At 61.3% G+C, this 25,351-nt stretch carries 30 protein-coding genes and 2 pseudogenes; 15 read left to right on the top strand and 17 right to left on the bottom strand.

The genetic code is table 11. From position 1 onward, the window contains the following. A partial coding sequence (locus tag NI18_RS19840) for a Tn3 family transposase (protein ID WP_157840584.1) occupies positions 1-437 on the top strand: 437 nt, incomplete at its 5' end. A 57-nt stretch (positions 438-494) separates the two neighbouring features. Further along, a pseudogene (locus tag NI18_RS23780) lies at positions 495-662 on the top strand (type IV secretory system conjugative DNA transfer family protein); the annotation flags it as partial. A 626-nt stretch (positions 663-1,288) separates the two neighbouring features. Here the strand turns inward: NI18_RS23780 and NI18_RS19835 are convergent. Genes NI18_RS19835 through NI18_RS19825 form a run of 3 tightly spaced genes read right to left on the bottom strand, consistent with a single transcriptional unit; the run spans position 1,289 to position 3,236 of the window. After that, positions 1,289-2,242: a replication initiator protein A gene (locus tag NI18_RS19835; protein ID WP_037532694.1), complete on the bottom strand. Its 954-nt coding sequence runs from the start codon at positions 2,240-2,242 to the stop codon at positions 1,289-1,291. Next, a complete protein-coding gene (locus tag NI18_RS19830) occupies positions 2,239-2,583 on the bottom strand; it encodes a hypothetical protein (protein WP_037532691.1) in 345 nt (114 codons plus the stop codon). Before NI18_RS19830 ends, NI18_RS19835 begins: the two co-directional genes overlap by 4 nt. Beyond that, positions 2,583-3,236 carry a ParA family protein gene (locus tag NI18_RS19825; protein WP_037532689.1) on the bottom strand — a complete coding sequence of 218 codons (654 nt, stop codon included), beginning with the start codon at positions 3,234-3,236 and terminating at the stop codon, positions 2,583-2,585. Before NI18_RS19825 ends, NI18_RS19830 begins: the two co-directional genes overlap by 1 nt. 483 nt (positions 3,237-3,719) lie before the next feature. Here NI18_RS19825 and NI18_RS22670 point away from each other — a divergent pair, with 483 nt between their 5' ends. Both NI18_RS22670 and NI18_RS22665 read left to right on the top strand, forming a co-directional pair. Next, positions 3,720-4,127: a DUF6530 family protein gene (locus NI18_RS22670; RefSeq protein WP_052149370.1), complete on the top strand. Its 408-nt coding sequence runs from the start codon at positions 3,720-3,722 to the stop codon at positions 4,125-4,127. Between the two features lie 63 nt (positions 4,128-4,190). Then, positions 4,191-4,649, top strand: coding sequence for a type II toxin-antitoxin system PemK/MazF family toxin (locus tag NI18_RS22665; RefSeq protein ID WP_128082352.1), 459 nt, complete (start codon positions 4,191-4,193; stop codon positions 4,647-4,649). 161 nt (positions 4,650-4,810) lie between these two features. Here the strand turns inward: NI18_RS22665 and NI18_RS19810 are convergent, their stop codons facing one another. The 6 genes from NI18_RS19810 to NI18_RS24750 all read right to left on the bottom strand — a co-directional run bounded on the left by NI18_RS19810 (position 4,811) and on the right by NI18_RS24750 (position 11,105). Further along, the gene (locus tag NI18_RS19810; protein ID WP_037532687.1) at positions 4,811-5,773 is read right to left on the bottom strand and encodes a tyrosine-type recombinase/integrase; all 963 of its coding nucleotides are present in this window, start codon (positions 5,771-5,773) and stop codon (positions 4,811-4,813) included. After that, the gene (locus NI18_RS19805) at positions 5,770-5,985 is read right to left on the bottom strand and encodes a hypothetical protein (protein WP_037532685.1); all 216 of its coding nucleotides are present in this window, start codon (positions 5,983-5,985) and stop codon (positions 5,770-5,772) included. The genes NI18_RS19810 and NI18_RS19805 overlap by 4 nt, the downstream gene beginning before the upstream one ends. 164 nt (positions 5,986-6,149) lie before the next feature. Beyond that, on the bottom strand, positions 6,150-6,821 hold the full coding sequence (locus NI18_RS22660) for a hypothetical protein (protein ID WP_128082351.1): 672 nt from the start codon (positions 6,819-6,821) through the stop codon (positions 6,150-6,152). Positions 6,822-7,003: 182 nt separating this feature from the next. Beyond that, on the bottom strand, positions 7,004-8,644 hold the full coding sequence (locus tag NI18_RS19800; RefSeq protein WP_052149366.1) for an Hsp70 family protein: 1,641 nt from the start codon (positions 8,642-8,644) through the stop codon (positions 7,004-7,006). A 3-nt stretch (positions 8,645-8,647) separates the two neighbouring features. Then, on the bottom strand, positions 8,648-8,992 hold the full coding sequence (locus NI18_RS24755) for a hypothetical protein (RefSeq protein ID WP_128082350.1): 345 nt from the start codon (positions 8,990-8,992) through the stop codon (positions 8,648-8,650). Continuing rightward, positions 8,985-11,105 carry a hypothetical protein gene (locus NI18_RS24750; protein ID WP_128082349.1) on the bottom strand — a complete coding sequence of 707 codons (2,121 nt, stop codon included), beginning with the start codon at positions 11,103-11,105 and terminating at the stop codon, positions 8,985-8,987. Before NI18_RS24750 ends, NI18_RS24755 begins: the two co-directional genes overlap by 8 nt. Positions 11,106-11,336: 231 nt before the next feature. Here NI18_RS24750 and NI18_RS24745 point away from each other — a divergent pair, with 231 nt between their 5' ends. Together NI18_RS24745 and NI18_RS19785 are read left to right on the top strand one after the other, a co-directional pair. Beyond that, positions 11,337-11,681: a hypothetical protein gene (locus NI18_RS24745; RefSeq protein ID WP_128082348.1), complete on the top strand. Its 345-nt coding sequence runs from the start codon at positions 11,337-11,339 to the stop codon at positions 11,679-11,681. Further along, positions 11,653-12,531: a hypothetical protein gene (locus tag NI18_RS19785; RefSeq protein ID WP_128082347.1), complete on the top strand. Its 879-nt coding sequence runs from the start codon at positions 11,653-11,655 to the stop codon at positions 12,529-12,531. The genes NI18_RS24745 and NI18_RS19785 overlap by 29 nt, the downstream gene beginning before the upstream one ends. Here the strand turns inward: NI18_RS19785 and NI18_RS24740 are convergent. Next, the gene (locus NI18_RS24740; protein WP_198527079.1) at positions 12,523-12,651 is read right to left on the bottom strand and encodes a type II restriction endonuclease; all 129 of its coding nucleotides are present in this window, start codon (positions 12,649-12,651) and stop codon (positions 12,523-12,525) included. The genes NI18_RS19785 and NI18_RS24740 overlap by 9 nt on opposite strands. Positions 12,652-12,662: 11 nt before the next feature. Next, a complete protein-coding gene (locus NI18_RS23775) occupies positions 12,663-12,935 on the bottom strand; it encodes a type II toxin-antitoxin system YafQ family toxin (protein ID WP_084215326.1) in 273 nt (90 codons plus the stop codon). Positions 12,936-13,951: 1,016 nt separating this feature from the next. Between NI18_RS23775 and NI18_RS19775 the strand changes: the two genes are divergently transcribed. Beyond that, positions 13,952-14,215 (top strand): type II toxin-antitoxin system RelB/DinJ family antitoxin, encoded by a 264-nt coding sequence (locus NI18_RS19775; protein WP_037532677.1) that lies wholly within the window; start codon positions 13,952-13,954, stop codon positions 14,213-14,215. Between the two features lie 17 nt (positions 14,216-14,232). On the opposite strand, the gene NI18_RS19770 is transcribed toward NI18_RS19775, so the two are convergent. Beyond that, positions 14,233-14,985 carry a helix-turn-helix transcriptional regulator gene (locus NI18_RS19770; RefSeq protein WP_084215324.1) on the bottom strand — a complete coding sequence of 251 codons (753 nt, stop codon included), beginning with the start codon at positions 14,983-14,985 and terminating at the stop codon, positions 14,233-14,235. Positions 14,986-15,012: 27 nt separating this feature from the next. Continuing rightward, positions 15,013-15,351 (bottom strand): hypothetical protein, encoded by a 339-nt coding sequence (locus tag NI18_RS25965; RefSeq protein ID WP_198527078.1) that lies wholly within the window; start codon positions 15,349-15,351, stop codon positions 15,013-15,015. A 108-nt stretch (positions 15,352-15,459) separates the two neighbouring features. Between NI18_RS25965 and NI18_RS25960 the strand changes: the two genes are divergently transcribed. Together NI18_RS25960 and NI18_RS24730 are read left to right on the top strand one after the other, a co-directional pair. Beyond that, positions 15,460-15,942: a hypothetical protein gene (locus NI18_RS25960; RefSeq protein ID WP_198527077.1), complete on the top strand. Its 483-nt coding sequence runs from the start codon at positions 15,460-15,462 to the stop codon at positions 15,940-15,942. Next, positions 15,929-16,483, top strand: coding sequence for a hypothetical protein (locus NI18_RS24730; RefSeq protein ID WP_128082346.1), 555 nt, complete (start codon positions 15,929-15,931; stop codon positions 16,481-16,483). The genes NI18_RS25960 and NI18_RS24730 overlap by 14 nt, the downstream gene beginning before the upstream one ends. Here the strand turns inward: NI18_RS24730 and NI18_RS19760 are convergent. Continuing rightward, complete coding sequence (locus NI18_RS19760) at positions 16,446-17,189, bottom strand: DUF6118 family protein (RefSeq protein WP_037532700.1); 744 nt, start codon at positions 17,187-17,189, stop codon at positions 16,446-16,448. The genes NI18_RS24730 and NI18_RS19760 overlap by 38 nt on opposite strands. Positions 17,190-17,195: 6 nt before the next feature. Then, entirely contained in the window at positions 17,196-20,111 is a 2,916-nt protein-coding gene (gene traA / locus NI18_RS19755; RefSeq protein ID WP_037532674.1) for a Ti-type conjugative transfer relaxase TraA, read from the bottom strand. A gap of 174 nt (positions 20,112-20,285) precedes the next feature. Here traA and NI18_RS19750 point away from each other — a divergent pair, with 174 nt between their 5' ends. The 5 genes and pseudogenes from NI18_RS19750 to NI18_RS19730 all read left to right on the top strand — a co-directional run. Next, a complete protein-coding gene (locus NI18_RS19750; RefSeq protein ID WP_037532672.1) occupies positions 20,286-20,615 on the top strand; it encodes a conjugal transfer protein TraD in 330 nt (109 codons plus the stop codon). A gap of 13 nt (positions 20,616-20,628) precedes the next feature. After that, positions 20,629-20,853, top strand: a complete 225-nt coding sequence (locus NI18_RS19745) for a conjugal transfer protein TraD (protein ID WP_037532671.1) — start codon at positions 20,629-20,631, stop codon at positions 20,851-20,853. After that, entirely contained in the window at positions 20,850-21,134 is a 285-nt protein-coding gene (locus NI18_RS19740; RefSeq protein WP_037532669.1) for a hypothetical protein, read from the top strand. The genes NI18_RS19745 and NI18_RS19740 overlap by 4 nt, the downstream gene beginning before the upstream one ends. Continuing rightward, a complete protein-coding gene (locus tag NI18_RS19735) occupies positions 21,134-21,472 on the top strand; it encodes a transposase (protein WP_128082345.1) in 339 nt (112 codons plus the stop codon). The genes NI18_RS19740 and NI18_RS19735 overlap by 1 nt, the downstream gene beginning before the upstream one ends. A gap of 95 nt (positions 21,473-21,567) precedes the next feature. Then, a pseudogene (locus tag NI18_RS19730) lies at positions 21,568-23,045 on the top strand (type IV secretory system conjugative DNA transfer family protein); the annotation flags it as partial. A gap of 112 nt (positions 23,046-23,157) precedes the next feature. Here the strand turns inward: NI18_RS19730 and NI18_RS19725 are convergent. Next, complete coding sequence (locus tag NI18_RS19725) at positions 23,158-23,943, bottom strand: SDR family NAD(P)-dependent oxidoreductase (protein ID WP_004213209.1); 786 nt, start codon at positions 23,941-23,943, stop codon at positions 23,158-23,160. Continuing rightward, a complete protein-coding gene (locus NI18_RS19720) occupies positions 23,940-24,491 on the bottom strand; it encodes a recombinase family protein (RefSeq protein ID WP_004213210.1) in 552 nt (183 codons plus the stop codon). Before NI18_RS19720 ends, NI18_RS19725 begins: the two co-directional genes overlap by 4 nt. Before the next feature lie 157 nt (positions 24,492-24,648). Here NI18_RS19720 and NI18_RS19715 point away from each other — a divergent pair. Beyond that, a partial coding sequence (locus tag NI18_RS19715) for a DUF4158 domain-containing protein (RefSeq protein WP_037532667.1) occupies positions 24,649-25,351 on the top strand: 703 nt, incomplete at its 3' end.

The following is a 25,351-nucleotide window of genomic DNA, read 5'->3' as shown; positions in this document are numbered from 1 at the left end:
GACAGAACGGACTGGCCCTCGCACTACGCGAGCTGGGCCGCCTCGAACGCTCCATTTTCATGCTCGACTGGCTGCGCGACATCGACCTGCGCCGGCGCACCCAGGCGGGCCTCAACAAAGGCGAAGCCCGCAACGCGCTCGCCCGCGCGCTCTTCTTCAACCAGCTCGGCGAACTGCGCGATCGTCGGTTCGAGAACCAGACCTATCGCGCCTCCGGCCTCAACCTGCTCGTCGCCGCCATCATCTTGTGGAACACTCGCTATCTCGAAATGGCGCTGGCGGACATCGGCACAGCCGACGAAATCGCACGCCACATCGCGCCATTGGGCTGGGAGCATATCTCGCTGACCGGTGACTATAGCTGGAATGTTGAAGATCAACCCGATCCGGACGCCTTGCGACCGCTGCGCGCCGTCAACTCCCTACTTGCCGCGTGACGTTCGCTATCCGTTCGCCCTTTCCGTGCAGATACGTCACTTTCGTGTAGTCACCCCTCCTACGGACAGCAGCATGTCGGCCGCGCCCTGCTCACCCCCGATGAAGTTCGCACACTCCGCCCTGACCGGCAGCTCCTGTTCCTCGCCGGGCAGCGGCCGATCATCGCCGCCAAGCTGCGCTACTATGACGATCGCGAGTTCGCAGGACGGTTCGATCCGGCGTGATCGATCGCGGCTGCTCGCTCAGTCGCAGACCAACGGGCCGATTTAAGCCTTGCTGGTGGCGCTCGCCGCGATCGACGCACCGGAAGACGTTAAAAGCCCCTTCTTTGCCCTCACCGCGCTCCTGGCGGTCGCTGGGGCATGTTCCCGCCCCGACCCTCCTGACTCTTTCCTCGCCTAACCAGCGGCGCAAGCGCCGCTCTTGTGACGCCGAAGGCGGCACGAAACGAAAGTGTATCGGCCATCGGCCGATTCCATTTGAACTTCTTTGTTGGCTGTCGTGCGAGACGCTGACGTTAAAGGATTCTGTTAAATAAGAATCTTTAAGAGAGTTAAGCGTCAAAAAACGCCCTGACTCCTCTCTTTATATCAGTAGTTTAGCGGCATGGTCGGTGGGTGAAACCCCGTGATTCGGTGTGTGAAACCCCGATAGTGCGGTGGGTGATCCCCCGACGAAAAGGTGGGTGAAACCCCGACTCCGTAGGTGTCGAATATGGTCTCCCACATCGGTTATCCACAACTAGGTCGGTTCCTTGGCAACCCTTTGGCCGTAGTGAGTCGCTCGGCTTGGGCTGACCGGTGGGTGAAACCCCGATAGTTGGAGGATGCGGTGTGTGAAACCCCGATAGTCAGCGCCGGCCGGCAAGCCGGTCCATGCGGGCGTCCACCTCCTCCGTTCGTCGGCGATCGGCGTCAACGCGGGCGCGCCGCTCGTCCTCGGCGCGCATCTTTTCGGCTAGTGCCAGCGCCTCGGCCTCGCCGCGCCGTCTGAATAGCACGGCAGGGCTTTTGCCGGCCGTCTCGGTCGTCTCCATCGTATAGTCGGGGAGCTGGTCGGCTTCGATCACTCGCCGGAGCATCCGATTGAACTCCTTGGGCTGGGCGTCGCTGCCGGTCTTATCGCGTAACAGCTCCACCCGGCACACCCACCCACCCTGCTGCGAGCCAACATGCTTGCGCGCGATGCGATACAGCGCCCGCTCCAGCCCTCCGGACAGGAGGAAATAGTCGGGGTGCATGGTGAGCAACGACTTCTCGTTGACGATCCCCTCGTAAACCCAATCCGAAAGGGTCAGCGTCATGCCGCGCGGCTGCTCGGTCTCGGCGTCGGTGTCGAAGGTCCAGCTATCGAGCCAGTTGAACCCGGCCTTCTGCCGGCGCGCCGATGCGCGGATCGAGGTCGTGATGGAAGTCGTCTGGAGCCGAAGCAACGCCGCCTGCAACTCCTGATAGTCCCTGCCCCCGGTGCTGCGCTTTATCGCTCGCAACAGGTCGTAGGGCGTCGTGGTCAGCGTGCGTGGCAGGTCGTTCAAGCCCTGCTGCTTCATGCGATTGAGCGTGGACGCCGCCCATATCAGAATATCGGCGTCCCATATCGTCGCCATGCCGTAGTCGGGAATGGCCTGCACGCGCACCCACGCCTCGCCGTCCGGGCTGCGATACTCGATTGGCTTTAATCGCTTGCGCTTCTGGAGTGAGAAGAACGGCCGCTCCATGACCTCGCGCTGGTCGCGAAGCGGAAGGTCGCCCAGCGCCGGGATGAACAGGTCAAACTCGGGGTTGGGATCGCGCCGCTTGCTCACGGCGCGAACCTGGTGTGGCCCCGCTTGACCAAATACTGGCGAAGCAGGCGTTCGGTGATGACGGTGAGCGGTTCCCCGCCTTCCTCCACGCTAAGCTGGCGAAGCGCGCGGTGCATGTCCTCGGGAATGTGGATCAACACCGGCTTCTTGCCCGGATGGCTGCTGCGCGGGGGCGGTGCTGCTGATGCCGACGTGTCGCCCGAACGCCGCGACCGGCGCGGCGTTGCCGCCCGTTGCGGCTCGGGGATGACCGCGGGATCGGGAGCCGGAACCGGAACCGGAACCGGTTCCTCGGCCTCATCGTCGAAGATGCTGGCGAGCGCGGAAGGCTTCTTCGCCATTATGCTGCCTCGCTTACTGGCTTAGTCGTAAAACCGCTTAGTCGCTTAGCCTCGTCATACGCGGCGCGCAGCTCGGCCGCTGCCTTGCTATCCGGCTCCGTCTCAGCTGCGGTGCGTCCAAGCGGCGTCGCCTTGTAGAAGTCCTTGCGGAAGTGAAGGCGACTGTCGAACATGGTCACGCCCTTGGCCGCAAACCCGGCATGGGCCTCCTGCCCCTCCCCGCCCTGGTGCGGAACCTGGGTTAAGATGACGGCGAACGGGGTGCCGGCCTGTTGCACCTGCTTGACGGTCTGCAACACCGAATGAACGTCCAGCCCGCGCGGCGCGACGGGGATGATGACGAAATCCGCTTGCTCGGCCGCGAGCATGGCGATGTCCTTCGAGTTCGCCGGCGTGTCGATGATGATAAGGTCGATCTTGCCGCTGCCGCGCCCACGCGAGACGTGGAGCGGCAGGCCGGCAACGCTGCTGTCTTTCACCGTCACGTCGTCGTCGTCGCGGCGCTCCGACCAGTAGAGCGCAGACCCTTGCCGGTCGTCGGCATCGAGGATGACGACGGACGCCCCTTCCCGCGCCGCCTCGACGGCGAATCCGGTCGAGAGGGTGGTTTTGGATTGCCCACCCTTTTGCGCGATGACGGCCCATACCTGCATGGTTGCAACTCCTACTAAGCGGCGAAGCGACTTATGCCGCTTAGCCGCTTAATCGTAAAGGGTCTTAGTCGCTTAGCTGCCGCCTCCTTGTCGTCGCCGATCGGGTCGTGACGCATCGGCCCGGATGATTGCCGTTGCCGGGAAGGCAAAGCAGCGCTCCCATTTCCCAATCTGACGGAAATTTTGGCCGGCGTCGCCGGAGACCTGATGCGGCCCTCGGCCTGCCCGCGCGAGCGAGCGATCGTTGCCAGTCAGGGGTGAGACGCCAGCACGGCGGCTCGGTCGAAGCGTGGCGGAAAGATAGCGCGCGGCCACGCAAAGGCGCGCCTCACTCTATTTACAAACTGTTTTTACAAACTATGTCTACAAACACACCGTACAAAGGAGCCGTTATGAATCCCTTAGCAAGGCCGACTGCCGAAACCTCCCCCACCATGCAGAACTATCCGCCCCCTACGCATCTGAAGCATACCCCCCATTTTCATGCTTCCCTACGAGCCATTCGACGGTGCTCGAAGCAACGATACCGACGCCCTCTATCTGTCAATCGGCCTCGCCCAATATCGTGAGGAGGAGGATACCGATCAGCTCAGCGCAAAGGTCTGGCGCATGCCCGAAGACAAGTGGAGCCGGTTAAGCGAGGAGATTCCTCTTCACCGCTTGGCCGACTTGTGCATCCTGCTGACCAAGACGTTCTATCAAAGCCACCAATCCAGAGCGACGAATCCCGTCGCGGTCATGCCTGCGGGCACATTTGAAAATCAGAACGAGGCGATCGAGCTGCGTCGCATGACAGACGTTCCCGATGCCTTTGCAGACGAAGAGGATGATCGGCTGAAGCGTCGTTTGCGCCGGTTGCGTGATGAGCTGATCGCGGCCGATCTGACATGACCGTCACTTCCCTGTTTTTCTTATCTTCAAACCTTTCCGGCGCGCTGCGGCTCGTGCGGGGCGTTGGATACACGCAACATGGCAAGTAAGCCCCGCTACCCTATCATCATCAATCCCGGCGACGTGCTGCTGTGCGAGTTCGGCCCCGATCCTCGCCAGCCCGGCACCTATCCGCTGGGAAGCGGTCCGATCTCGCTGCCACCGGAAATGATCAAGCAACGCCATGCCGTCGTCATCGCCACGCCCTCGCCTGGTCTGGCGATCATCGCACCATTCAGCACGCGCGAGCCGGTCCCGCTCAAGCCGTTCCATGTCCATATTCCGGTCGGCAGCTATCCCTTTTTCAGCCGCGATAGCTGGCTCAAGGGCGATATGATGCAGGTGGTCAGCAGGGACCGACTTGACCGCCTCTTCTTCAATGGCCGTCATCAGCGTGCCGCCTTGTCGGCCGCTGATTTAAAGGCCGTAAGGACTGCCGCGCTTGGTGCCTTAGGCCTAAGTCGCCTCGCTCCGCACCTCTAGGTGTTGACGATGGCTCAACTGAAAGTTGAATCTTAAACCCGCTTGGCCTATATGGGTCTCGTTCGCGGTACCCATTCCGCATTGAAGATCGTTCAGAACCCCCGTTGGCAGCAATGCCAGCGGGGTTCTCGCTTAAAGGGATCAGGAGCAAGAGCCTCGCCCTAGATCAGCACCCGCTCCACCTCGTCCAGCGTCACGTCGTCGGGACGGCGATCGTACAGCTGGGTAGTACGTGTCGAGGCGTGGTTCGCCATCGTCGCCGCACGCTCCAGCGTGCCGCCATTTTTTAGATAGGCGGTAATGCCGGTCGCGCGGAAGGAATGGTTCCCGATTGCCGTCTCGATCTTAGCCGCGCTGGCGCGGCGGCGCACCATCTGGAACGCGCTAGCCTGGGGCAGGGGGGTTTCGCTTAGTCGCTTAGTCCCGCGCCCGATCGTGCGAAACAACGGCCCCTTGCGGTCTTCGCGAAGCGCACAGCCGTCGAGGTAGGCGGACAGATACTCTTCCAGATTATGGTGGCACGGCATCTCGTGGCGCTTGCCGCCCTTTTCGTGAAGCCGCACCCAGAGGCGCCGGTTCTGCACGAACACGTCCTCCACCCGCATCCCCAACGCCGCACCGATCCGCGCGAACGAATAGACCATCAACCCGATCAGCGCCCGGTCGCGCAAACCTGCCGGCGTCGTCACGTCGATCACGTCCAGCAATCTCCGCGCTTCTTCGGGAGCCAGCACCGGGGTCTTGCCGCGCCGGACGCTGTGTGCCGGCCCACGTACCGACGCGGCCGGGTTCGTTGCCACGACCTGGCCTGTCACCAGCCAGTCGAACAGGTGGCGCACGCCCGCAAGCCGCTGCTTGACGGTAGGCGCGCTCACGTCGCGCCCCAGCACTTCAATCCAGGCCGCGACGTGAAGCGGCTGCACGTCGGCAATCGACGCCACGCAACGCGCGTCGCACCAGGCCAAAAACTCGCCCGCTGCACGCGCATAAGCGCGACGCGTATGCGCGTTGCGGATAGTGACTGCGAAGAACTCTAGGAAGCGCATCTGTGCGCGATCATCAGCCGACGCGATCAGCGCCGGCAGCGCCAGCACGGGCGAGGACAGAGCGACGAGCTGGTTCAACGGCCAAAGCCACCGCCACGGAACATAGCCTGCTCCTGCTGCCATTGAGCCTGTACCCGCTCGCTCTCTGCTTTTGCCTCCTCCCAAGTGGCAAAGGGTCCGTGAGGCGTGCCAGCCTTCCCCTCGACGAAATAGCCGCCTTCGCCTTTGTTGCGAGGTTGCGTGATGAGCGGTCCGTTGCCGCTACCGATCCTGATATCTCCAAACGCCATGCCAATCTCCTACATACGATAAAGGACATTATCATATGTAGTGGCGTGAAGGAATCCTCGGTCGATGTGAAAGACAGATTTGAGAGACGCCACGGGCCGGGTGGGTGAGAGTTGCGGTCCGCGGCGTTCTTCCAACAACTGACCGTTTTGCAGGAGGCGCTAATTTAACGTCGTAGTCCTGCTAGTGCTGCAACGTCATCGCCGCCGCCTGCTGGAGCGGCAATCAGGTCAAACAGCTCGCCGTTGACACGTCGCAACTCTTCCGGATTGGCCTGAGACACGGCTGAACGACCTTGTAAAATCAATTTGTCAAACGCGCTCGGATCGGTCGAGGCGCTGCGCTGCTCCGCGAGATGCTCAAACTGAGCCGCGAGGAACGTCGGATCGGAGAGGAGTATGGCCCAATTCAAGGTGTCCATGCCATCGATCGCGCGCTCGGCCAAATCGATATCATGCCGATCTAGCGCGTCTTCGGCAGTTGCACGTTGCTGGTCGAAGCGCCCTTGCGCGCCCTCAGTCATAAAGCCCTGAGTATGTTGGTACGCACGCTCGACTCGGCTTAGTTCGGACCGCAAAACAGAGGTGCGCAGGTCGGAACGGTGCCGCAAACGCGACATGTCTTGTCGAAGATGTCGCGCCTCCTCCGTGATGGATCGGAACCCATCTGGATCATGTGTGTCTCTCAGTCGATCAAGCTGCTCATTGAGCCTACGTCGGAGCGATCCGAGGTCGGCAGCGGCTGCGCCGTCAAGCGCTTCCGAAAGTGCTTCCAGGTCCTTGTCGACAGCTGCGATTGCGTGACCGGCAAAGGCTTCGCCTTGCGCAGAAAAGTCCAATCGAGCTAGCTCTTCCGCGTAGAAGTTGTGGTCATCGAGGTGAAGGCCCCGGCTTGGCAGCTCAATCGAACACTTAATTAGCTGACTATCGTCTACCGACCAATGAACGTTGATTTGCTCGTTTTCGGCAAGCGATCCGATCCCTTCGGGTAAGTCCGACCCGCGCAGGCGAAACGATCCAATTAGAAGATTGTTCTCTGGCTCAAGAACACCTTCTGCTTGCTCGAAGAGTTCGAAATCGATCCAGCCATCGCGAGCAAGTCGCGCGCCGATCTCAGGCTCTCTACACCCTTCTTTGGAAGGGTTTCGCCTTTCCTAATCAGCGGCAGAAGGCCATTCTTGGCGCGGCTTTCATCTCCTGTTTGGATTTTGATGGCGATCGTATGAGTGCAAGGCGCTCCGGCAGCAATGGCCGCCAATTTGGTTATCAAAAGTTCTGCCGACGCGGCGACCTGCCGATGTCCTTGAGCGTCGGTAACGGTCATGGTGACGCGCGTTTCGCCGGACCTTAGTTGCACCGTGAAGACTGGCTTGTCGGCTACTAACTGCTCGCCATAGTCGCGGCCGTCATCAGCCATCGCTGCTACTCGCAGCCCCTGCGCGCCACCTGCCGAGACAACCCTGATACGAGCTTCATCCTTAGACGTTCGGGCCTCATAGTCGTAGGATACCTCCGCGCCCGCATCGTGCCGTTGGCGCATGGCTTTGCGGCTGCTGGTCTGTGATGACCATTCCCGGCCTTCCGCATAAATTGCAGCCCCGCGGGCAACGGCGGTCATCGGATCAACTTCGAGGTCAGCGGGTACGCCCAGCTCCCGCGGTACCCGCTCGCGAACCAGCGGCATGCGCGAAGGGCCGCCGATTAAAACCACCCGATCGATGTCGTCAGCGGTATAGCCGTTACCGATTATCACCTTTCGGCATAGTGCGATTGATTGATCGATTTTATCGGTGATCAGACGCTCAAGCTCCCCGCGCGTGACTGTCACCTCAAGGAATATATCCGCCCCGCCATCGTCAGTTGCTCGTGCATCGTCCTCAGAAACGAAGATCGTCGTTTCCGTCGCAGTCGATAGCTCGATCTTTGCTCTTTCGGCGTTTGCCTTGGCGATAGCGAATAGCCGCTGGTACGCGGGCTGGCGCTGCGCGTCTGCGGGCAGTTTGTAGTTACGTGCGAGCCAAGGCCGGACCGCAGAATCGACTATCATCCGATCGAAATCGCTTCCGCCAAGCATGTTTATGCCCTCGTGTGCCTCGATTGAGACCGAACCGTTCACGGCTCGAACTAGCGCCACGTCGAAGGTGCCTCCGCCTAGATCGTACACCAAAAAGAGCCCGTTCTTGCTGCCTCGTTCGAGAGATGCGAGGGCGGCGGCAATCGGCTCTTGGAGCAGGGCGACACGCTCAAGTCCTGCGGCCTCCGCGGCGCGGATAGTCGCCTCAGACTGCATTTGGTTGAACGCTGCCGGAACGGTGATGACAGTCCCCTCTATGCCAACGGCTCCGATAGCCGCGTCGACCTGCTTGAGCAGTTGACGAAGCACCTCTGCACTGGCCTCTTCGGGGCTGATGTTGCCGTCCGCGCCGAAGGGAAGAACCGTGCTTGTGCCTAGAAGGCGCTTAAACCTCGATGCAATGCCCTTTGGCGAGGTCTGCAACTGGTCGTAGGCGCGCTTGCCGACATAACGACTGCCGCGTCGATCGGTCATTAAGACAGAAGGAAGTACGTCTTCCCCGGTGATTGTCTTAAAGAGTTCGAGCGCCCCGCTCCGATGGCCCACGATAGCCGAGTTTGATGTGCCGAGATCGATGCCGAGGTACACTTGTTATGCTCCCTTAAGGATGACTTTGCCGGATATTATTACACCTTCCGGTCCAACGATCGTCGGTTCGAGAGTGGTCTCGACAGTGAGGTTGTCGAGGTCCGCAACATCCTCCGCATTGACGGCACTCGCCGGCAGCACCGCCGACCACTGCTCGCCATCGTAGGAGATTGCTCGCATCTCCTCAGCCTCCAACAACATTGCTAATCGGCGACGCGAATAACGAAGTTGAGCGTGCCCACCCGCCTTCCTAGCGTCATCGCCGTGCTCGACCTGACGCTCGAAATTCGCCGCCAGTTTCCAAAACTCGACAGCTAACGAGGCTAGCGCATGTGTCGCATCAGCCATTTGGCGTCGGCTCGCTTTCGTATGGTTCGGAAGGCTCCGAGCCCTGTTGAGTATCCGGCTGCGTGCTTGCAGGAGGTGTTTCCTGCGTCGAATTATCGTCGTAGAACCTCCGTAAGGGCTGGTCGCGGGACGGCGGCGGAGCAGATGCGCCTTGAGGTTCGGAAGCCCATACTGACATCTTGGCGTCAGCTTCACTCCTGATCCTTGCCGCGGAGTCGGCAACTTCGGAATCGACAGCGGCCTTATCGCTTTCGGCGTAACGAGCCCCGTAACACCGGCTGTTAAACTCCTGCACCGCGGAGTTGAAGCCGGAGATGGCGTTGTTTGGCACGCGACCCTCAAGCGCGCTAAGGCGCGCTGACTCGAAAGAGCACCATCGAAGTTCGGCGCGACTTAAGACGCCATAGCTGTTCGGTGCAGGCATCCGCTCATCACCTGCATCTAATGATGAAGCCGCTTCCGTAGCGGCAGAATCAGCCGGCAAGCTGCCCGAGCCGTCGTTGATCGTGCCTCCTCCCTCGGGAACAGACATGTCTGTAACCAGACTGCTAGGTTCGGGCTGACTGCTAGGCTTACGATCGGCCTGCGCGATCGCAAAAATAGCGATCGCGCCAGTGACCGCCCATCCGATCCACTTGCCATTACGTCGCCTAAGGCGCTCGGCAATCCCATCTTGCAGCTTCCGTAGCTCGACGCGTCCTCCAACCGCGTCTGGTGAAATCGATGCCAGTATAGTCCTAGCGTCAGATAGCCGACCAGATTTCACAGCTAGAGCAAGGCGATTCGTGTCGATCGCTTCTTTCGCCGCTCGCCGGTCTGCTTCGAGCTTAGACCGGACACTTGGAGGTGGATTTGCGGCTAGCAACCACTCCACCAGGCTCAGAGCGACTTCCGATTTATCATGCTCGTTATGGAGCTCAATGGCGATGTTTCGAACCATTAGCCAAGGAATGTTCGGATCACTGACGTTGGCGAACGTCGCAGATTTAAAAGCATTGGCGAGGTTTGCGGCCAAGCCTGTTCCGTTTTGCGTTAGGTTGCCAGCATTCACGCTTGAAGCGAATGCTTTGGGCTGGTCGAGCGCTGCGTGGCACGTAGCGGCAAGCGGCTCCAAGTGACGAGCGTCGGATTGGCTGGCTAATAAGCCAGCAAGGGTTTCCGAATCTTCATCCAGCTTTTCACCAAAGGTAGGAAGGTACGCAAAGCCTGCTCTCAGCGCTTCGGTAAGCTCCTTAGCCGCAGCAAAGGCCGAGTGATCGTTCGCTAGCTCGATGGCAAGCGAGCGGATCGACCGCGCTAGTGATACAGATTTCTCATCCTCAAGGCCACGACTTGCTTCGTGAAGCAATACGGGGCGGCGTAGGGCTGCCCATTTGCCAATTTGATTGACAAGCGCTTCTCGGCTGGTAGCTCGCTGAGGGTCCTCTTTAATGTTGGAAACGTTATTCTCGATATCCCCAGCAATTAGGCTTAGCTTTGGCTCAACCAATCGTCGATAATTTCGGATCAGACCTTCTAATAGACTCGCGGCAACTTCAGACTGACCAGCTCGATATTCTAATATATCCTTACTAAGCTCTTCTGCTGCTTTGGATGAATATGCAAAGGGAGCTACCAGCTTGAATGAGATATAGTCTAGATGCTTATCTACCGCCCTTTTCCATAAATCCTCGCCGATAGGGGGTGATCCTGCAATCGCGCGAGACTCTTGCAACGTCTGCAAAGTGCTTCGGCTATCCCAAAGCAAACCACTTTTAATTATCTCAACTGACAGCGCTGGGTCTGGTTTGAGCGACACTATCGCCGCCCCGATGTTGAGCTGAGCTAAACCGGACGTTGCCTTCCAGGCTGATCGAAGAGCATCTAAATTACCCGCCAACGCCGCCGAGGCGGCCCGCCGTGCCTCTGATGGCGGCAACTCCGGAAGCCAAGCGATCTCCTCCTCGACGCGATCGCGCGCAGACAGCAAGCGTGCTCGGGCTGCGTCAAGATCGGCCGGGTCGCGGTCACTCTCGAATGCCAGACGATCTACAGCTTCATTAATAGCGTCCTTCGACGACCGCAGAGACAGCTCCAAAATCGCGAAGGCACTCGTTGCAAAACCGGTCGTCAACGCCCCCTCCGTCAATCTCTGGAACAACGGTAAGCCGTTGGAGTACCCAATGACAACCAACGGCGCCGCCCAGACGCACATTCCCCTGCTGCAATAGGCCAGTCGCGCGCACCAGCTCGCCACAATGAGCCTCGTTGCCCAATGCGGAAGGACGATCACGAAAAATCGTCAATAGCTGACCGCCCAGTTCTTTGGGTGCGAACGCGAGCAACACGGCAGCGTCTGGGATGAGTGAACGAAGGTCCGGCACTGGCAATCCCTGATATCGATGATCTGCAATGTCATACACGCATGAAACGCAACTGGCAGATGACAGCCCGACGAAGCCGCGATATCGATAGCCATAACGATCAGGGAGGAACCATCATGGCGCTAACGCCAGAACTCGGTGCATTAAAGAAAAAACTCGATGCCATTGGGCTGGCAAAACGCACGCTCGCACAGGACCGCATGCTTGCTGAACTGGATGCGATCAACAACACGCTTGAACAAAAGACGCTCCAAGAATCGACCTTTGCGTCCGTCACCAAAATGACAAGTCCAGGCGATGGTCCGTGCAGTTGCTGTGGACGCTGAAGCAGGCAGCCCCCCTGTAGAGGAAGCCCCTCAGGATATCCCCGCCCAGACCGCCAATGCCCCCAAAGGCTTTTGGGGGGTGGAACCCCGCGACGCAGAAGACGGCACTCCGGATATCAATTTCCGGGTGCTGAAGGTCGGCGCGCCCCGCGATCAACGCGACCTCAAAAACGAGGTCGAACGCGCCCTGACAATTCTGAAATCCCTTTACCGGAAACCGGAGGACTCGGGCAAACTCCGGGAGGCCGTTTCGAAACTTGTCGCTCTCGGTCAGGTCGGACTGGTCGGTCCGAACGCATCGCCTGTTGTTGCGTTCGATGCCCTCCGCGCACTGGAATTAGACATAATCGAGCGAGAATCTGGCCCAATAAAGAATCTCTACATGAGAAAACTCGGCGGCTGGGCAGCGCTTTTCGGCGGAATCGGGCTTCTGTCGTATCTCGTATGCGAACACATTCGCTGGCTGCCATTTGACGAGTTCTACCGATATCGGCGCGTTTTTCTGGTCTGGTCGGGTGCTATGCTCGGCGCGTGGGCCTCGTTTGCCAGTCGTAAGGTTACTCTCGCCTTTGCCGATCTGGTTGCGCTTGAAGATGACAAGATCGAGCCTCAGCTACGCCTGATCTTCACCGGTTCGCTGACCGCCATCCTGGCGCTGATTTTTTCTACCGGGGTTGCCGATGTCAAAGTCGGCATGTTTCAGGCTTCCAGCCTGATGCATTCGGGATCGGTGGCGCTGCTGCTAGGGGCATTTGCAGGCTTGGCGGAAAAGGCTCTCCCGTCCGCCGTCATGTCGAGGGCCACGTCCGTCATAACCGCCGTAACGCCCGGTCCGAACCCATCACGGTAACAGCAACAGCCGCACGTCACCTATAAAGCTCTCCAGCGTCTGAAGGTAGGGCCGGACGTTCTTGGGAAACGTCTCGGTCAGCCCGTCCGGCACCACAAGCTGCACGCCTGCATTTGTCATCCCGCCTGCCCCTATCCGAACACCTCGCTATGCGACCCCAGACGCGCCAGGCTCAGAATGCCCTCGGGCTTCTCATAGACCAGCACCAGATCAGGCTTGATGTGACAGTCCCGAAACCCCTTCCATGCGCCGCTCAGACCGTGATCTGCCAGCCGCTCGGGCAAGGTTGCATCCGCGGCGAGAAGTTCGAGGACCGGTTGCAGGACATCGGCAAGGTCGGGATCGGTACGCTTCTCGCGCTTGTAATCCCGTTTGAATTTGCCGGTGTATTCGATCTCACGCATCGGACGCCTCCCCCGGCCGGAGTGACCGGCGGCGGGGGCGGGGGCGGGGGCGGGGGAACCTGCTGTGGTGCTGGTGGAACCACCTGTGCAGGCGGGACGATCGCAGGCGGATCGGTCATGTCCTTTGCCCCGATGTCGAGCGCCCACTCAATCAACGAATTATAGCTCGCCTCTGTCAGGCCGGGTGTCTTCTGATCGTGATGCCACCTCAGGACCAAGTGCGGATTCCAGATGATCGCATTGCTCATGGGACCGGATTTGCCGGCCTTGATGTCGATGAAGTTCAGCTCCTTGAGCTTCTTCATGCGGGTGGCCCAGGTATGCTCCCCGCGCTGACCACCGAACCCGGCAGCGTTCGCCATATCGCCGTGCTTGTTCAGCACCACGAACGAGTTGTCCCACGTCGAGCACCACAGGGTCAGATAGGTCGACGATACCGGCGCGCCCTTCGTCATCTCGTCCATGATCTTGAGGATCATGGGCATCGTTTTCGGGATCGTCGCAAAGCCCTTGTTCGCAGTGCGATGCCACAAATGGGGAGATGCCCCGGGCCAGTGCAGTTCACGCAACGCGAGCTGCTTTTTCGTTATCGCCCCCGCCTCCCTGATCGTCGCCATTTCAAAACTCCCTTTGCTCACCGGATAATCCCGGTTTTTACCAGTTCCGCTAATATGCGCGGTTTGTCTTTGTTTTTCAACGACTTAGCTATTTACTCACAGCCGACGAGTTACGCTCTTATCGTAACTTGGCGGTATGTAACCCATAGATATGGTGCCACTCACATTAGTTCATGCAACATATGATTCACAGTATCTGATTTATCCATTGATTCTCAATGGCTTGCTGGCGGCACTGCTGTTCTGCAATGTGCTACATGTCCTGACACGTGCTACATGTGCTTCACGTGCTCACGGATGGTGCAGGAAGGGTGGGGGGGGGATTGATCCCGCGCCGTCAAACCTTCATTTAGAGTTTGTGACTACAACGTAGCTACAGTGTTTTGAAAGGTACTCCCTATGGCCGCTGCCGAAATCGTGCGCGCCCGGATCGATTCCGATCTCAAGAAGGAAGCCAGTGCTGTCCTGTCGGGCATGGGCCTCTCGGTGTCCGATGCCATTCGGCTGCTGTTCGTCCGTGTGGCCGCCGAGAAAGCGATGCCCTTCGACCTGCGCATGCCCAATACTGAGACCCAAGCTGCAATGCGTGATGTCCGCGAGGGAAGGGTAACCCGCGTCAGCAACGTGTCCGCGTTGATGGCCGACCTCGACGCCGACGACTGACTGCTTCGCCTTGGGCCTTAGCTGTCCCACGCGATGGACTCCCGCGCGATCCTGCGTTCCGCGAAAAGCACGTCTATTTTGGCCGCCGCAGGGTTACGCTCCTTTGATCTAAGCGCCAGCATACCAATCTCGGCCTTCGGCAGGAGGGGTAGATCGGTGTCGGCCATGTAGGTGCCGACGAGACATACCGCCCGATGGCGACGCTCCATGCCGCGGACATGCTCGAACACGTCAGCGTAAAGGCTCCGCATGCGAAATCCCGGTTCAGGAGGTGGTGCAAAGGTGCCGTCCGCCGTGCCGCGGATGAAGCCCGTAAGGTCAAGCCATTCCCTCAGCTCCGCGAGGTCGCCAGCCGCGTCGCTCCCAAGATCGCTGTCGAACACAACGAACTGCGTCGCGGAGAGCGAACGAAGCTGGCGCTCGTGGCGGAGCTGCGCCACCTTCACGGGCACATGGGTCTTGAGCCAGCCGAAGCTGCGTTCGAGCCAGGCCTGCTGCTCCACCTCGGTCAACTGCATCCGCGGACGCGTGAAAGTGTCGTTATCTAGGCCGAGCGCTACCGCGATCCGCTCGAGCGCCACAGGTCGAACAGGATCGCCACGCTCAACCCGTTCAACGGTAGACAGCGAGACCCCCGCCATGGAAGCGAGTAGTTCTCGCTTCCAACGGAGCTGTCCGCGCTGCAGCTTTACGTAGCGCCTAGACCCTTCGGATCCTCTTCCGCCATATTTCCTGCTCGATTGCTCATATCGACATCCTGCCCCCGACATCGCACAAAAGGCAGGTCCGAAAATCCTTCAGAGCTGATTGGGACGAGCTTGCCAGCTAAAGCAAATCATGACGACACAGCGTAATCCTGTTCCATACGGTGCGAGGAAGGCGGGAGCCATGCGCCAGATGTCGCAATCGGCACGGCTCGACTTTATCGCCGAGGGCTTGCCGATCATTTTGTCGAGCGCGCGTAGCTTTTGGAGTGCCGCGGAGAAGCTGCCCGAAAATCCCCGGGAGGCTTCTGTTCTGGAAGCTTCGCCGAGGAGGAATCCGCGAAAGCGCTGATCCTGCTCGACTTGGTGCGATGCCCGCCTTCCAAGATCGATGGGCGTATCGGGCGCATCATAAAAGACTTCTACAGCCATCTCGCCCGGCTCATTTACGCCAAAGCCCAGAGCTGGAGGCCCGTCAACGTCGAGCAGCTACAGGAATATGTCGATAGCGAGCGGCAGGGCCATTACCTGGAAGGCGGAATGAGCGAGTACATCCTGCCAAACTGGGCGATCTACAGCCGCGAAAGCACGCTCTACGCCGACATCGAGCAACACGAGGATGGCGTACCGCAATGGAGCGATCCGATGCGCTTCTCAAGCGTGGGCATACATATGCGACCCTTCGCCCTGACGCTGGTCGAGGCGCTGGATGCAGTCGGCGTCTTTTCGAGGGCAGGATTAGAGGCGACGAGTGACATATGGGGCACCGTCGATTTTCTCACCAATGAGCACTCTGGCCATGTACGGGACCTGACGGGGCAGTTGGCCAAGCGACTCGACGCTGAAGGGTTGGTGACCGAAACTGCGACCAACGATCATGCACGCTGGTTTCACCAGCATTGGCAAATGCCGATGTACAACCTCGATTTCACGCTGATTCCAGCCTCGCTGGACCAGCTCAAAGCTGACCGTGAAGCCGCCTATTGGTCTGAAGTCGGCTACGAGTATCATGGCGATTATTAAAATCGGCGATGACTATGCCGATGCGGATTTTGCGCTACTTTGCAGGCACCTAAAGCTGCTGGATGTTGAGGTTTCTCAAGTCAATGCGGCGATCGCATCATCTCGTGATCCCGAATCTGACGGACTCTGTGATGCTGGTGAGTATTTTATAGGGCATGGCTTCGTTGCCATTCAGCGTTATCTCACGGCTACACGGACGGGTCTTTGCGTCGGTTTGCCGGATGCTTTTAACGTGCCGCCGATGCTGCAAGGCGGATTATCGCTTGTCGCAGCAATCAATGCAGCGGCAAACTACTGGAAGCACGTAGAAGAATGGATCGAGACCCTTGATAAGTCCGATGACGCCGATCTGAAAGGAAGCGCTCTGAAGACGCTTCAGCGGATCGAAACCGTCACCCCATGGGAAGAATACACATGCGCCAATCTGTTGGCTGCGCTCCTAGACGGTCAGGCGTTAGAACTGTCGCACCTTTTGCCTGCAATCGCGGAATGGCGGCACAATCTCATCGCCGGGCTGTTCCCTTGTCGGCTTCCACGTTGACGGTGCACCGTACCGCCTCATGCACTCTGTTCGCACGCTTCCGGCAGGCCTCCAGAGCTTCGCGGTTGGCGGTGACGATCCGATCGCCCGCCGCAATGTTGGCGAAAGCATCGGGTGCCGCGCTCTGCATCATCCGCTGCCCTGCTTCCCAGCGGGGAAGATCAAGCGTCCGCGCCGCCATGCGCTCGGGCCATTGCCAACTTGCCGGTGCGACCTCGCGCGCAACGAGGCCGGGGAGTATCGCCCATGCGAGGATGCCGATCGCCGCCCCGCCCAGCCCGAACCATAGCTGCCGGTTCTTCTGGTCGGCCCGCGTCCATGCGGACCCGGCGAGGCTGCGAAGCTCGGCCATGACGCGAGCCTTGTCCTCGCCTGCCTTGGCGAGCGCCGCCTGATCCTCGCGCCGGGCGGCGTTGCCGGCTGCGGCAATCCGTTGCGCCATCTGCTCGGGCGTCATCGCCAGCGCCGGACTCCGCGCGATCACGTCGTTGATGACTGCGATCCGCTCGGCCGTGGCATCCACGCCCTGCTGCATCCGCCCCAGCGTCTCGGAATAGTCAGGAACATCGATATGCGCCCGCTCGGCCGCCAAGCCCTCCATGGCACGGCGTAGCAACGCCAGCTCGCGGTCCTGGCCTTCGATCACGGCGCGCAACCGATCGAACGCCTCCGCTGGATCGCCGCCTTCCTGAATATCCTCGTCCATCGTCACCTACCGGCTCATGCCATGATCGCGGTCGCGGCTAGGCTGGACCGACTGTGACAGTTCCTGCCCGATCGATCGGCCGCGCTCCATGCTCAACGCCAGCTCGGGCGCGCGACGCCGCAACACGGATTCGAGCTGCGGGTCGCGTTGTAGCCCGCCCGCGATGCTCTCCATGCGCTTGCCGAGCCGTTCCGCACCCGCATGGTCGCCGGCACGCTCCATGCTTGCCCGTGCCTCTTTCATGCCCTGCCACTGCTCCACGAACCGGCCCGCGCGCTTCTCCGGGTCGATGCGGACCTGGCGCTCCGTCTCCATCGCCTTCGCCGCGCCGCCCGTGTTGCCCTCGGCCGCGTCGCGCGCGAGCTGGGGATCGCGATCGATCGCACTGGCGAGGTCATGCGCGCCATGCGGCCGCACCTGGTCGAGTGCATCGCCCGCCTTCGCCAGCGCCTGTTCCTGGTGCGCCAGCACCGGCAACCCCTTGTCCCGCATCCGGCCTATATCGGCTGCGGCACGTCCATAGCGTTCGATCGCGCGCGCCTGCGAAGGTGCCAGCGTCCGATCAGCCGCGATACGCTCCGGCGACGTCGCCTTCTCGGTCGCCGGCTTCGGCCGGAACCCGTCGAACATGCCCCGCGCCTTGTCGCGGACCTTCGCCACAATTTCACGCGCGCGTTCCGGGAACCGGATCTCGCGCCGATCGGCGAACGCGCGCGCCTGGTCCTGCTCGGGCTTGGCATAATCGCCGGCCATGTCCTTCCCCCGGTCGCGCGACAGGGCGCGGACGAGCTGGCGCTGGTCGGCGAAGTCGTCGCGGCCATAGTGAAGCTGCACGTCGTCGCGGTGCCGCGACATGCCGACATAGGCGCTGTGCCGGTCCATGCCGGGGGTGGCGAGGACATGGGCGCGATCGACCGTCACGCCCTGCGATTTGTGGAACGTCGCCGCATAGCCGTGATCGACATGGGCATAGTCCTTGGTGTCGAACGCGACCCCGCGCCCGTCATCGAGGCGCACCGCCATCGCTTCGGGCGATACCCGCTCGATCGTCGCCAACGTGCCGTTCTTCACTCCCATGCTCCGCTCATTGCGAAGGAACATGATGCGGTCGCCGGTCGCGAACTGACGCTCGCCGCGCTCGGCCTTCACCGTCACGTCATCGCCAAGGTCGCCGGATGCGCGCAACCGGTCGCGCGCCTCGCCATTGAGGCTCTGCACCTCGGCGTTGGTGTGGGTGAGGATGATCCGGCTCTTGCCCGGGTCGGTCTGGCGCGCGCGATCCCAACCGTCGACCAGCTCGCTCCGCGCCTGCTCGCGCGTGTCAGCCGCGTGGACCATGCCCTTGCCGTCATAGGCATGGATCGCCTCGCCGGTACGCCCCGTCGCCAGCGCGCGCGTGGCATCGCGCTGCCAGTCCTCGCGCTGCCGCCTGATCTCGCTGATCTCGGCCGCGCCGTGCCGCTCGGTTACGCTGCGGAACGCCGCGCCCGCCTCGATCGCCTGCAACTGTTCGGGGTCGCCGACCATAACGACCTTGGCCCCGGAATCGCGGGCCTGGCTCAACACACGCTCCATCTGACGCGAGCCGATCATGCCGGCCTCGTCCACCACCAGCACGTCCTTCGGGCCTAGCTGCTCGCGTCCCTGTCCCCATGCGTGTTCAAGGCTGGCGATGGTGCGTGACTGGATGCCGGACCCGCCCTCAAGGTTCTCGGCCGCGATGCCCGATAGGGCTGCGCCGCGCACGGTGTAGCCCTCCCGCTCCCACGCCTCGCGCGCTACGCCAAGCATCGCGGATTTGCCCGACCCGGCATAGCCGACGACGGACGCCAGCCCGGCGCTGCCGGTGACATGATCGAAGGCGTCGCGCTGCTCGCCTGACAGGACAAGGCCCCTGCCCTCGGCCGCGCCGATCGCCGCGTCACGGGTAGCTTCGGCAACGCCATGCCCGGCGCGGCCCGCCAGCTCGTCGCCGGCGCGCTCAAGCCGGTTCTCCACCGCGATCATGTCGCGCGACGTGAACCGCTCCTGATCGCGTCCGTCCTTCCCCAACGCGACCAGCTCGGGCGATCCCCGAACCGCGCCCATCACCTGGTCGAACTGCTGCTTGCCGTCGCTGTGGCGGAACGCGAACGTCGCAAGATCGCGGGTGGTGAACGTGGCCTGCTGCCGCGTGATCGCGTCCAGCGCGACATTGGGATCGGCGATGATCTTCGCGCCGTTCTCGCGAGCAATGCGTGCGTGATCCTCGATCCGCTCCGCCTCAAGCCCCTGCTCCGGCCTGCGCGACGCGGCAGGTCCGATCTTGTGCTGCGGCTCCAGCGCGATCCCCTGCGCTTCGTAGCTACGATGGTCAATCCGGCCCTCAAGCCCCAGCTCGGCCATGCGCTCGTTGACGTGCGCGCTCCACGCCTCGCGCCAGTCCTTCAAAAGCTCGGTGCTGTTCCAATCCCGGTTCTTCTTACCGAACCCGTCCGGTCCCACGTCGCGCATCGTCATCATCACATGCGCGTGCGGTTTGGGCGTGCCGTCCTTCGCCTTGTCCCAATGCACGTTCAGGTCCGCGACCATCCCGCGATCGACAAACTGCTTCTTCACGAAATCGCGCGTGAGCTGGACGCCCTGCTTCTCGTTCATCTCACGTGGAATCGAGAACTCTACCTCACGGGCAAGCTGCGCGTCCTTGCGCTTCTCGCCTGCCTCCACCTCGTTCCACAGAGTCGTGCGGTCGTTTAAACGCTCCGGCGCACCCTGCGGCAACATCACCTCGGAGTGGATGACGCCCGCCTTGTTGCTGAAGTCGTGATCGCGGTTCAGCCGATCGTCGTGCAGCTCGGACGCGGAACGATAGGCGGCGCTCGCGACGGCGCTCGACCCGTTCGCACGACTCACAACCTTGGCGGAGAAATGGTAGATCGCCATGACGCTCTGCACACTGCCCTACTGAGCGCACGTCGGCAACGACGTATAAGCGCGCACTCACAACTCGCTGCGCTCCCCATGATTGACCTGGTGCCGCTTTCTCGTCGTTCTAGCTTTACCCATATGCTCGGCGCGCTAACATGCTGCTGACCAATACGCGGAAGGGTGAAAGCGATGCGGAAGGTTCGCGATTACGATGCCGAACTGAAAGCGCTGGGTGACAAGGCCCGCGCGCTCAAGGCTAAACGGGTCGAACAGCTCGGCCAGCTCGTCGCCGCCACGGGTGCTGATGCACTCGATGCGGAAACACTCGCCGGCGTGCTGCTCGATGCGATCGGATCGAATGATGCGGGCGCGAAGGAGGTATGGCGCGCGAAGGGCGCAGCCTTCTTTCAACGGCGCGGGCGCAAAGGTGGCGGTGCTGCTGCAATCGACGGATCGGGCGCTGCGACTGAACCGGGCGGCGACGCTACGGGCGGAAGCAGCGGAACGGCGAACAGATAGCAGGGGCTGGGTCGTGCAACGCCGCGAACGCACACGCCATCTGATTGAACTGGGCGGACTGGTCCAGAAAGCCGGCTTGGTTGAGCTGACGGACGACGATCGCGCCACCCTTTACGGCGCGCTGCTCGATCTTGCCGGGCGTGGTCGCGGCGACGAAGCCGGCGACGTCCTGGCGCTATGGAAAAGACGCGGAAAACGCGCGTTCGATGCGGAGGCTGAAGGGAGCGAAGCGCAATGAGCGATTTCGATATCGAGGCAATCCGTCGGCAAGTCCGCGCGATGGATTTCGTACGCGGCACGCCGGCGGAAATCGCCATGTGGCACGAGGACATGGCGGACTCGCGCGCCAACCTGGTCATCGAGGACATGATTCCGACGCCCAACGACGATGCGTTTTTCAAGATGATGCTGGACGAGGGCGTGCCCCCTCCCCTCATCTCGCAAATCTTGCTCCGGCTGCTCGATCATCCCGACGCCGATCGGTCCCTGCCGGTCACGCCTATTCAACGGACGACGTGATGCCCAAAACCGTCGATCGGAATGAACAGATTGCGTCCTTCGACACCGGCCCTTTGCTGCGGACGGTGGATGATCTGGACGTGATGCGCGATCACCTCAAAGGCGATAATTTCAATGCACCGGAGATGCGGCACGACCTGCTGCGCTTGCACGGGTTAGCCATGCGCTTCGTCAATGAGGCGCACACCGATCCGGTCATGGCCGAAGAAATGTTCGACCTGGCGGCAGACCTTGAATGTCGCATCCAAGACCTATCCGACGCGCTGGCGAGGATGCTTGCTCCGATCCGCACGCTGCAAGCATTGGAGCCGAGCGATCAGGAGAGACCGGGTTTTTGATGTGCTCGCCTTTGCAGAACGCTATCATATTCTGATCTTGAGATATTCCGAGCGTAACGACGCCCCGGTCATTACGCTCCCGCTGGGGAAGTAGCATGGGCCTTGCGCGCGCCACCCGTAATCTCGCCCGCACCGCCCGTGCCAACCCGATGTGGGCCTTGTTCGGCATCCTGCTCGCCCCTTTCCGGTTCGCCCGGCACATCATCGGCGTGGTCCTCTTCGCAATGGTGCTGTTCGTGGCGCTATTCCTCCTGGTGATGCTGGCGATCTGGTACTTCGGCCTCGATAAGAACGGCGCTGTCGCTCAGCTTGGCGTGTTCGGGATCAGCGGTGCCGTGGTCCTGGTCACAGCCTGGATGTTCGTCCTGCCTCTGCTTCGCCGGTTCGACTATGGTGATAGCGCCGACACGCATGGTTCGGCCCGCTTTGCCACAGCCGGGGAAGCCCAAGCCCTCAACGACGATCACGGCCTGCTGATCGGTCGCGACGTGAAAACCGGCAAGCCGATGCGCTATGCCGGTCCCGCCCATCTGCTGACGATCGCACCCACCCGCACCGGCAAGGGTGTCGGCACGATCATCCCCAACCTGCTCGAATATCCGTTCGCGGTCGTCTGCATCGATCCCAAGGGGGAGAACGCCCGCATCGCCGCGCGCCAGCGCGGCAAGTTCGGCGCGGTCCATGTCCTCGATCCGTTCGGCGTCACGGGCTTGGCCTCGGCCGCGTTCAATCCGCTCGACCGTATCGACCCGCACGGCCTCGATCTCGCCGACGACTGCATGACGCTCGCCGATGCACTGGTTCATGACGCACCCGGTGAAGCTGGCGACGCGCATTGGAACGAGGAAGCCAAGGCGCTGATCGCCGGCATCCTACTCCACATCGTCGCTACCGAACCGACCGCGACGCGCACCCTGGATACGCTGCGCGATCGACTGACCCTCGCCCCGGCCGATCTGGCGGCGCAGCTCGCCTTGATGCAAGCGCAAGGTGGCCTGGTCGCGCGCGCCGCCAATCGCCAGCTCGGCAAATCCGATCGCGAAGCGGCCGGCGTGCTGTCCGCCGCGCAACGCCATACCCACTTCCTCGACTCCCCACGCATGGCGACGGTGTTGGGCGGCTCGGACTTCACATTCGCGGGATTGAAGGATGCGCCGGCGACGGTGTTCCTCGTGCTGCCGCCCGATCGGCTCGCCAGCTACGCCCGGTGGTTGAGGCTGATGGTGGCGCAAGCCCTAACTGAGCTGGCGCGCGCGCGGGTCGTCCGCCCTGGCCGGTGCTGTTCCTGCTCGACGAGTTCGCCGCCCTTGGCCGCCTCGAACCGGTCGAACGCGCGATGGGGCTGATGGCTGGTTATGGCGTCCAGCTTTGGCCGATCCTGCAGGACGTTCACCAGCTCCGCGCGCTTTACGGGCAACGCGCCGGCACGTTCCTGTCGAACGCCGGTGTCTTCCAGGTGTTCGGGGTCAATGATCAGGACAGCGCCAAACTCGTCTCCGATCTGGCGGGGCAAGAAACCGTCGTGTTCGAGACGATGAGCCGCGCGATCGACGCGGAGGAAAGCGGCCTCTCCTAGGGGTGACTACACGAAAGTGACGTATCTGCACGCTAAGGGCGAACAAATCCGGTACGATGCCAGCAGATGCTATTCGCAGGCTTTCCTGCCCCTTTTATGTGGTGCCGCCCTACGGGCGCCGATATGGGAGGGCGGCAATCCGATTGACCAACGATCGAGGTAGAACCCTGCTCGCCAAATATGTGAGCTGGTTGCCCATCCCCGGTATGGCGAAGGATTGCCGATAAACCAGAGCGTGGACTGCATGGGCCGCGCACCGGTCAACGTCCATCAAACCCAACCTCCCCCACTTCAAATCGCTGAGGGCAGCCATGTCTGTGTCGATTCCACCGGGTGCAAAAGACCCAACACTCACTCCCGTCCCGGCAAGCTCCACGGAAAGCGCTCGCATGAGGGTGCTCACATAGGCTTTCGACGCGCCGTAGACCGCTTGGAAGGGCACGGATGTTTCGCCCGCCAGGCTCGACACGGCGATTACTGAGGATTCAAACGGCTGCTCCCTGAAAATCGCAATCAGGCGAGCCAGCAAATCCGTGAAACCGAGTATGTTTGTTTCAATTACCTCGGCATAAGTGTCGGCACGGCCTGCATCAAATGAACCAACGCTCGTCATTCCGGCAACCAACAAAGCGGCTGTTACTTGCAATTCTGCAACCTTAGCCGCGATTTTCTCCCTGCCCTCGATTTCACGTTGATCAGCCACTATAATCTCGCACGGCACATTGAACCGCTCGTCAATTTCGGTCTGTAGCTCCCGCAAGTTGTCGAGCCTTCGTCCAACAATCAGGGGCTTGGCCTGGTACGATGCCGCCAAGCGGAGGGCGGACGCTCTGCCCAAACCGGTCGAAGCCCCTGTGACCAGCACCCACGAGTTCTTGATCGCCAGCGGTTTCACGCGTTTTCCAGAGCCTTGTATAGGGCGGTTTTGCCGATCTTGAGCCGGGCCGCCGCCTCACGAACAGTGAGGCCCGCTGCGATATGCGCCCGCGCTTTACGTAGTTTGTCGGGGGTAACGACAGGCCGGCGACCACCCTTGTTGCCCCGCTCGCGTGCGGCCTTGAGGCCGGCATGAGTGCGTTCACGGATCAGGTCACGCTCGAATTGGGCCAGCGAGCCGAAGATGTTGAACACCAGCATGCCGCCCGAAGTGGTGGTGTCGATATTCTCGGTGAGTGAGCGGAACCCGATGCCGCGCGCCGCAAGCTCGCCGACCTTCTCGATCAGGTGGCTCATCGAGCGGCCGAGGCGGTCGAGTTTCCAGACCACCAGCGTGTCGCCGGGGCGCAAATAGGCGAGCGCTTCGGTTAGGCCAGGCCGATCGGCTTTTGCCCCGGATGCGTGATCGTCGAATATACGGTCGCACCCGGCAGTGTTCAGCGCGTCAAGCTGGAGCGACAGCTTCTGGTCTGCGGTCGAGACGCGCGCATAGCCGATCAGCGCCACATGATGCCCGATCCTGTCCGTTTTCCCGTCATTATGCGATCTTGTCCGAATCGCCGTTACAGGTCCAGAGTTAACGGACATATTCCTGTTGGCCGCCAGAGGACCGTCTGACGGACACGCAAAGCGAAGGAGATGATGCTTGGCGAGACGGCGACTGGTGAGCCTGGAAATCTGGGCGAGGCATTATGGCGCGCCGCTCGATGAGCGCGAGATCGCGCGTCATTATACGCTGACCAGCGACGACCTGGAAATTGTCGGCCGCCGTCGCGGCGATGCCACCCGGCTCGGCTATGCGATGCTCATGCTATATATGAGATGGCCTGGCCGTGCGCTGGAAGCGGGCGAAGTCCCGCCCGCTCCTGTGCTCGCCTATGTGGCGCAGCAACTCGGCGTCGCGCCGGCAGCCTTCGCGGATTATGCCCATCGGGACCAGACCCGTCGCGAGCATCTCGTCGAAATCCGACGATCGCACGGGTTCAGGATTTTTGACCGCAACGCTTTCCGTGAAGTTGTCGCCTTCTCGGTCCCAATCGCGCAGACCATCATACACCCCGGCCAGATGGCAGACGTCATCGTCGATGAACTCCGGCGCCTGCAGATCCTCCTGCCTTCTCCGTCGATTCTCGAAGCGGTGCTGCGGCGGGCGCGCCAGCAAGCCGAACAGCTTACCTATGAAGTGCTCACGAATGGCCTGCTGCCTGACACCCTTCAGGGCCTGGACGATTTGCTGGCCCGACGACCGGGGCAGGTCGCGACATGGCTATCCTGGATGCGCAATGCGCCACAATCGCCGGCAGCGCGCAACATCCTGCGCCTGATCGAACGGCTCGCCTATATCCGCGCGCTGGGCCTCGATCGCG

Origin of the sequence: Sphingomonas sp. Ant20, from assembly GCF_000783375.1 — a bacterium.
In the GTDB taxonomy this organism is placed as follows: Bacteria; Pseudomonadota; Alphaproteobacteria; order Sphingomonadales; family Sphingomonadaceae; genus Sphingomonas; species Sphingomonas aerolata.
Note: the sequence above shows the minus strand (reverse complement) of the source record. Positions and strands in the feature narration are given on the sequence as shown.